7 protein-coding genes are annotated in these 7131 nt (G+C 74.0%); 2 read left to right on the top strand and 5 right to left on the bottom strand.

Going from position 1 to position 7131, the window contains the following annotated elements; genetic code table 11:
• Positions 1-86: 86 nt before the first annotated feature.
• The 5 genes from ACFU99_RS26485 to ACFU99_RS26505 all read right to left on the bottom strand — a co-directional run bounded on the left by ACFU99_RS26485 (position 87) and on the right by ACFU99_RS26505 (position 4135).
• Complete coding sequence (locus ACFU99_RS26485) at positions 87-782, bottom strand: HAD family hydrolase (RefSeq protein ID WP_384396307.1); 696 nt, start codon at positions 780-782, stop codon at positions 87-89.
• Between the two features lie 25 nt (positions 783-807).
• Entirely contained in the window at positions 808-1290 is a 483-nt protein-coding gene (locus tag ACFU99_RS26490; RefSeq protein ID WP_384396310.1) for an Lrp/AsnC family transcriptional regulator, read from the bottom strand.
• 153 nt (positions 1291-1443) lie between these two features.
• Positions 1444-2820: an aldehyde dehydrogenase family protein gene (locus tag ACFU99_RS26495; protein WP_384396318.1), complete on the bottom strand. Its 1377-nt coding sequence runs from the start codon at positions 2818-2820 to the stop codon at positions 1444-1446.
• A gap of 14 nt (positions 2821-2834) precedes the next feature.
• Positions 2835-3437 carry a TetR/AcrR family transcriptional regulator gene (locus ACFU99_RS26500; protein ID WP_384396312.1) on the bottom strand — a complete coding sequence of 201 codons (603 nt, stop codon included), beginning with the start codon at positions 3435-3437 and terminating at the stop codon, positions 2835-2837.
• A 2-nt stretch (positions 3438-3439) separates the two neighbouring features.
• The gene (locus ACFU99_RS26505; protein WP_384396315.1) at positions 3440-4135 is read right to left on the bottom strand and encodes a type 1 glutamine amidotransferase domain-containing protein; all 696 of its coding nucleotides are present in this window, start codon (positions 4133-4135) and stop codon (positions 3440-3442) included.
• A 433-nt stretch (positions 4136-4568) separates the two neighbouring features.
• On the opposite strand from ACFU99_RS26505, the gene ACFU99_RS26510 reads away from it, so the two are divergent.
• On the top strand, positions 4569-6068 hold the full coding sequence (locus ACFU99_RS26510) for an FUSC family protein (protein WP_384396320.1): 1500 nt from the start codon (positions 4569-4571) through the stop codon (positions 6066-6068).
• 195 nt (positions 6069-6263) lie between these two features.
• On the top strand, positions 6264-7131 hold an 868-nt coding region (locus ACFU99_RS26515), incomplete at its 3' end, for a lactonase family protein (RefSeq protein ID WP_384396323.1).

Here is a 7131-nt window from a genome sequence, read left to right on the forward strand (position 1 = left end):
GTCGTCAAAGGTTGCGGTCGTCAAAAGCCGCGGTCGTCAAGAGCCGTGGTGGTCAGGAGTCGTGGTGGCCGGGAGGGCCGTGGCCGTCAGGAGGTGGGCGTCGGCCGGACCGTCCAGTCGTACGCGGCCTGGGCGCTGAAATCCGACTGCCCGCCCGCGAAGAGCAGCCCCGCACTCCGGAACGCCGGGTCCCCGGCCGTGCCCGGTACGTACGGGACGGCGATACAGCGCATCCCGGCGCGGTGCGCGGCCTCGGCTCCGGGCGGCGCGTCCTCCAGGACCACGCAGTCGGCGGGCGCGGCCCCCAGCCGCCGGGCCGCCTCCAGGAAGATGTCCGGCTCGGGCTTCCCGGCGGCCACCTCTTCCGCCGACACGTAGGTCGTCAGCTGCGCGTCGAGCCCGGTGGCCGCCAGCACCGCGCCGATCGCCGCGCGGGAGGAGCCGGACGCCACCGTCATGGGCACCCCGGCCGCGTACAGCCGCTTCACGAAGTCGCGCATCTCGGGGAAGACCTCGGTACGCGCCCCGGCCAGCTCCAGATACGCGCGGTTCTTCGCGGCGAGCAGCTCCTCGACCGGCGCGTCGATCCCGTACTCGCGGCGCAGCGCCGTCAGCGTCTCGCGGGTGCCGATGCCGATGAAGCGGGTGTGCTGCTCCCAGCTGAAGTCGGTCACGCCGTACTGGGCGAGGACCCGCCGCCCCGCTTCGTAATAGTTCGGCTCGCTGTCCACGAGCGTTCCGTCGAGATCGAAGATGACCGAGGTGTTCTGGGCAGTGCTCATACTCCCCAGGATGCCAAGCCCGCGATCACGCGGGACGGCGGCCCGCGCGTCCGACGGCGTCCACGAGCGGCAGCATCCGGTGCGGCACCCGCTCGCGCAACGCCACCTCGGTGCTCGTCCGCACCACGCCGGGCAGCTGGATCAGCCGCTGGATGACGTCCTCCAGGTGCGCGGCGTCGCGGGCCACGACACGCGTCAGCAGATCGCCGCCGCCCGTCGTCGAGAACGCCTCGATGATCTCCGGAACGCCCGCGAGCGCGTCCCCCACGTCGTTGAGCCGCCCCTGGGTGACCTCGATGTGGACGAAGGCGAGCACGGGGTGGCCGAGGGCGGCCGGGGACAGCCGGGGCGCGTACGTCGTGATCACCCCGTCCCGCTCCATGCGGTCCAGCCGCGCCTGAAGCGTGCCGCGCGCGATGCCGAGCGTGCGCGCGTACTCCCGCACGCTGGTGCGCGGCTGCTCCAGGAGCAGCCGGAGGATCTTCGCGTCGAGCTCGTCCACGGCCATGGGGCACGCCTCCGAATGGTCGGTGAAACGGTCCGAGGACTGTACCAATGGCTCAGCCGTCGGACCGTCGTGGCTGATAGCCCGCCATCGGCGCCGTGGAAGCCGGCACCTCATGATGAAGTGGCGGCTTCCGCGGCCGGGGGCCGACGTCCGTCAGCCGAGCGGCACGTCCAGACGGGCCTTGCGGTGGCTGAACGTGGCGATGGAGTACGGGCCGTGGTAGCTGCCGAGGCCGCTCTCGCCGACGCCGCCGAACGGCAGCTCCGATACGCGCAGATGGGCCATCGGCAGCCCGAAGCCGAGCCCGCCGGAGGACGTCTCGTCGGCGAGCCGCCGCCGGGTGGTGTCGTCCTCGGTGAAGCCGTACAGCGCGAGCGGCTTGTCACGGTCGTTGATGAACTCGATCGCCTCGTCGAGACCGGAGACGGTCAGGACCGGCAGCACCGGACCGAAGATCTCCTCCAGCATCACCGGCTCGTCGGGCCGTACCCCGGTGAGCGCCGTCGGCTCGATGTAGAGGTCGTCCCGGTCGGTCCGCCCGCCGAAGGCCGTCGTCCCGGAGCCGAGCAGGGCGGCGACCCGGTCGAAGTGCCGCTGGTTGACGATGCGCCCGTACGCGGGCGAGGACTGCGGGTCCGCGCCGAACAGCTCCGCCACGGCCTCGCCGAGCGCTCGCACGAGCGCGGGAGCGGTCTTGGGGTCGGTCAGGACGTAGTCGGGGGCGACGCACGTCTGTCCGGCGTTGCGGAACTTGGCCCCGGCCAGGCGCGCCGCGACGGCCGCGACAGTCGCCGCATCGAGGTCCCGGTCCACGAACACCGGCGACTTGCCGCCCAGTTCGAGGGTGACGGGCGTCAGGTGCTCGGCGGCGGCCCGCATCACGATGCGGCCGACGGCGCCGTTGCCGGTGTAGAAGATGTGGTCGTACCGCTGGGCGAGCAGCGCGGTGGTCTCCGGCACGCCGCCCTCCACGACGGCGACGGCGTCCGGGTCCAGATACCGCGGCACCAGGGCGGCCATCGCCGCGGAAGTGGCCGGGGTGACCTCGCTCGGCTTGAGGAGCACCGCGTTGCCCGCCGCCAGCGCGCCCGCGAGCGGCGCGAGCAGCAGTTGGACGGGGTAGTTCCACGGCGCGATCACCAGGACCGTGCCGAGCGGCTCGTACCGCGTGCCCGCCGTCGAACCGTCGGGCAGCCCCGTCAGGGCGCCGGCCGCGAGCGGCTGCGGGCTCAGCCACTCCGGCAGGTTCTCCAGGGTGTGGTCGATCTCCCGCACCGTGAAGTCGACCTCGGCGGCGTACGTCTCGGCGTGCGGCTTGTGCAGATCCGCGTGGACGGCGTCGGCTATCGCCTCGCGGTTCTCGGTGAGCAGGTCGCGCAGCCGGGTGAGCTGCCGCACGCGCCAGTCGAGCGGCTTGGTACGGCCCGTACGGAAGGCGGCGCGCAGCCGCCCGACGAGCGCCGCGGCGTCCTCGGCGGTGAACTCGGCAGCGGTCTCAGTGGCCTGATCGGTCTCAGTGGTCTCAGTGATCTGGGTAGGCACAGTCATTTCCTGGGGGAGGGGAGGGGCAGGTGGTGCGGGCGCGCGGCGGAGCTCACCGGCACGCCCAAGAGGCCGGTCAGCAGCGCGTCCACGGCGGGATCGAAGAGCCGCTCGGCGTCGGGCGCGGACTCCAGGCCGATGACGAGGGCGACGCAGATCCGGGCGGCCTCGGCCGGATCCGTCCCGGCCGCGGTCCCCGCCTCGGCGAACAGCTCGGTCAGCAGCCCGTTGATCCCGCCGGTGAAGCCGTGGCACACGTCGCCGAACCCGCGCGCCTTCTCGTCGAGGAGTTCGGCCGCGTGCGGGGAGTCCCGGGACAGGCGGCGAACCAGGCCGAGCTTGACGGCCAGGACGCCGCGGATGCGCTCCGCGCCCGGGGCGTCCTCGGCGGCCGCCGCCTGCCGCGCCCGCGCGAGCGCCTCGGCGTGCAGCCGCTCGGCGAGCTTGCGGAAGGCGTCGTCCTTGCCGCGGACGTACTGGTAGACCGCCGACCGGGACACGCCCATGGCGGAGGCGATGTCGTCCATCGTGGTGCGCCGCACGCCGTACCTGGTGAGGCACTCGTACGCGGCGTCGAGCACCTCGGGGAGCCGGCCGGAGGGCATGCTCAGGCCAGCTTCTTCAGGAGCTCGGCGGCGAGCGGGGCGGAGGAGGCCGGGTTCTGGCCGGTGACCAGCGTGCGGTCGACGACCACGTACGGGGCCCATGGCTCGCCCTCCCGGAAGTCGGCGCCGATCTCCGTGAGCCGGTCCTGGAGCAGCCACTTCGCCCGGTCCGCGAGCCCGGCCTGGCGCTCCTCGGCGTTGGTGAAACCCGTCAGCCGGTAGCCGGCGAACGCGTTGGAGCCGTCCGCTCCCGTGGCGGCGAGCAGCGCGGCCGGGGCGTGGCACACCACGCCGAGCGGCGTCCCGGACTCCAGGGCCGCGATGAGCAGCGCGCCGGAGTCGGCGTCCACGGCCAGGTCCTCCATGGGGCCGTGGCCGCCGGGGTAGAAGACGGCGGCGTAGTCGGCGAGGTCCACGTCGGCCAGTGCGAGAGGCCGGCGCAGCTCGGTGAAGGAGGCGAGGGACGCGGCGACGCGGTCGGCGCCCTCCTGCCCGCCGTTGGCCTCGGGAGCCAGGCTGCCCTGGTCGACGGTCGGCATGACGCCGCCCGGCGTGGCGACGACGACCTCGTGGCCCGCCGCCTTGAACGCCTCGTAGGGGGCGACGGCCTCCTCGGCCCAGAAGCCGGTCGGGTGCTGGGCGCCGTCGGCCAGCGTCCAGTGGTCGGCGCCGGTCACAACGAAAAGGATCTTCGACATGGTGTCTCTCCGAGGGTGCGGGCCCGCGCGGGGCCCAAGAGGGTACGGAGCGCGCACACCGGCGTTCCGGCTGGATGCTCTGACACTTCGCACGCGGAACGTCAGTGTGGCGATGCCCCGACGGTAAAACGGCCGACCCGTCGAAAACCAATAGGGCCAGTCATATGGCCCATGGAGCCCCAAGGGGCGTCCTGGCCGCCGTACGGACCCGGCTGGTCCACTGGCCTCCCCGCGCCCGCCTTCCAGCCGCCCCCGACTGTGCCAATGGCCCAGTCTCGGCGTCCTTCCTTGAGCCAAAGGCCCTCTCGATGTTTTGATGATCCTGTCAACGGCGCTGCGGATCCCGCGGCGCCTTTTTCGTGCCCGCGCGTGTCCCCACGACGGCGGACGTCCCCCGACAGCGTTGAAGGAGCGGCAGGCTGTGCTCAAGAGGATGCTCGTGGCCCCGGACCCGGAGCTGCTGCGGCTGCGTACGTCGGCCCGTGCCGTGCTCGGCATCGGCCTGGCCGTCGCCGTCTCCTACCTCCTGGGCCACTCGCTCACCGCGGCCGTCGCCGCCGGCCTCGCCGCGCTGCTCGCGCTCTTCACCGTCGGCGACTCCAGCGTGCGCCGCCAGGCCGTCACCACCGCCCTGCTCTCGGCGGCCGGCTTCCCCGTCCTCGCGCTGGCCGCCGCGCTGCACGACCACCCCCTGGCCCGCGACGCCTCGTTCCTCGCCATCGTCTTCTGCGGCGTCTACGCCCGCCGCTGGGGCCCGCGCGGCCACGCGCTCGGGATATTCGGCTTCATGATGTTCTTCGCGACGCAGTTCCTGCACGCGGTGCCGGACCAACTGCCGCAGATCTACGCCTCCGTGGCGCTCGCCGTCGCGTGCGCTGCCCTCGTCCGCTTCGGGGTCTGGCCCATCGAGCGCCGCACCCCGCCGCAGGCCGTCCCCGCCCCGCTGCCCGCGCGCGGCCTCGCCCGGCACACCACGCGCCAGGCGGTCCAGGCCGCCGTGGCCTGCGGCCTCGCACTGGCCGTCGGGCGGCTCGTCTCCGACGACCGCTGGTACTGGGCCGTCGGCACCACCTGGTGGATCTTCGTCAACACCGCCTCGCGCGGCGAGACCCTGGTACGGGGCTTCCGCCGCGTCGTGGGCACCGTCACCGGCATCGCCGTCGGCCTGCTCGTCGCCGTGCCCCTGCACGGCGCGCCCGCGCCCACCGCCGTCCTCGTCGCCGTCTGCGTCTTCGGCCTCTTCTACAGCGCGGGCCCCTCGTACAGCTGGATGATCTTCTTCGTGACGGTCATGGCCGGGCTGCTCTACGGACTCCTCGGCGTGCTCCACCCCGGGCTGCTCACCCTCCGGTTCGAACAGACCGCCGTCGGTGCCCTCGGCGCGGCCCTGGCCGTCGCCGTGGTGCTGCCCGTCACCACCCACACCGCCACCGACGCCTGGATCCAGCGCGCCCTGCTGTGCGTACGGCACTGCGCGGCGGACGCCGCCCGGCGGCTCGCGGGCGACGAGGCCGCCGACCCGGCGCCGCGCGTCGCCGAACTGGAACTGCTCCTCGGCCGCGTCCGCGTCTCCCTCGCCCCGCTGCTCCACCCGCTCAGCCCGCTGCGGGCCCGCAAGGGCCGGGCCCGGCAGGTCATGGCCGCGCTCGACGACTGCGCCCGTCAGGTGCGCGGCCTCGCCGCCGTGGCCGCCGACCCCGACGCCTCGCACGACGCCCGGCTGACCGCCGCCTGCCAGCGCGTCGAAGCCGCCGTACGAAGCCTCGTCGCCCCGGCCTCCTGGGCCGACTCCCAGGCCGCTCCGGCGAGCGGCGCACCTCACCACCCCGGCGCCGAACGGGCCCTCGCGCACCTCCACGACCTGGAGGCCGCCCTCGCCTCCCTGGCCGCGCCGCTGCGCGGCAGCCCCCGCGCGCCGTACGCGGAGGCCTGAGCGCGCACCCGTCCCATACGCGCCCCCGCCACGGCGCGTATGGGCTCCGCCCGGCCGCCCTGTTAGCGTCTGCCCTCACGGAGACGGGACTTGACCAGCGGATACGAAGGCGGGCGCGGACCGGTGCAGACCGGTCCGGACCGTGCTGGACACGGACAGACCGTCGGAACAGAAGAAGCGGCGGAAGGCGGCACAGTGGGCGGCACGGAACAGCGGGCGTACATCGGATCGTTCAGCACGGGCGGCGGCCTCGGCATCACCGTCGCCGACGTCCACCCCGAGACGGGCGCGCTGACGGCCGTGCACTCCACCGACGCTGTCGAGAACCCCTCCTACCTCGCGCTCTCGCCCGGCGGTGACGTGCTCTACGCGGTGAGCCAGACCGACGACGGCGCGGCTGTCGCGCTCTCCCTCGCCGATCCGGTCCGCCCCGTGCCGCTCGGGGAGCCGGTGCCGGTAGGCGGTGCCGCGCCCACCCACCTCGCGCTCGCCCTCGGTCATCTGCTGACCGCCAACTACCGCTCGGGCAGCGTCAGCGCGCTCCCGGCAGCGGCCGACGGGCGGCTCGGCGCGCCCGTCGCGGTGCTCCAGCACGAGGGCAGCGGACCGGAGCCCGACCGGCAGCGCGGTCCGCACGCGCACGGCGTGCACCCCGATCCGTCCGGCCGCTGGGCGCTCGGCGTGGACCTGGGCACCGACTCGGTGTGGATCTACGCCCTCGACGTGCCCGGCGGCCGGCCCGTCGTGCACCACGAGACGCGGCTGTGGGCGGGCAGCGGCCCCCGGCACCTCGCCTTCCATCCGCGCGGCCACCGCGCGTACATCGTCAACGAGCTGGACTCGACGCTCACGACCTGCCGTTGGGACGCGGAGAGCGGCGAGCTCACGCCGATCGGCACGACGCCGGTCGCGCCCCAGGACACCGACGCCGTCAACTTCCCCTCCGAGGTGGCCGTCGCGGCGGACGGCCGCTTCATGTGGGTTGCCAACCGCGGCCACGACAGCATCGCCACCCTCGCCCTCGACGAGTCGGGCGACGCCCCCGGCCTGGTCACCACGGTCG

Source organism: Streptomyces sp. NPDC057654, assembly GCF_042800135.1.
GTDB lineage: Bacteria > Actinomycetota > Actinomycetes > Streptomycetales > Streptomycetaceae > Streptomyces.

Coding starts and splice junctions, on each gene's coding strand:
- ACFU99_RS26505 (WP_384396315.1), bottom strand. CDS start 4,135: ATGTCGAAGATCCTTTTCGTTGTGACCGGCGCCGACCACTGGACGCTG.
- ACFU99_RS26485 (WP_384396307.1), bottom strand. CDS start 782: ATGAGCACTGCCCAGAACACCTCGGTCATCTTCGATCTCGACGGAACG.
- ACFU99_RS26510 (WP_384396320.1), top strand. CDS start 4,569: ATGCTCGTGGCCCCGGACCCGGAGCTGCTGCGGCTGCGTACGTCGGCC.
- ACFU99_RS26500 (WP_384396312.1), bottom strand. CDS start 3,437: ATGCCCTCCGGCCGGCTCCCCGAGGTGCTCGACGCCGCGTACGAGTGC.
- ACFU99_RS26490 (WP_384396310.1), bottom strand. CDS start 1,290: ATGGCCGTGGACGAGCTCGACGCGAAGATCCTCCGGCTGCTCCTGGAG.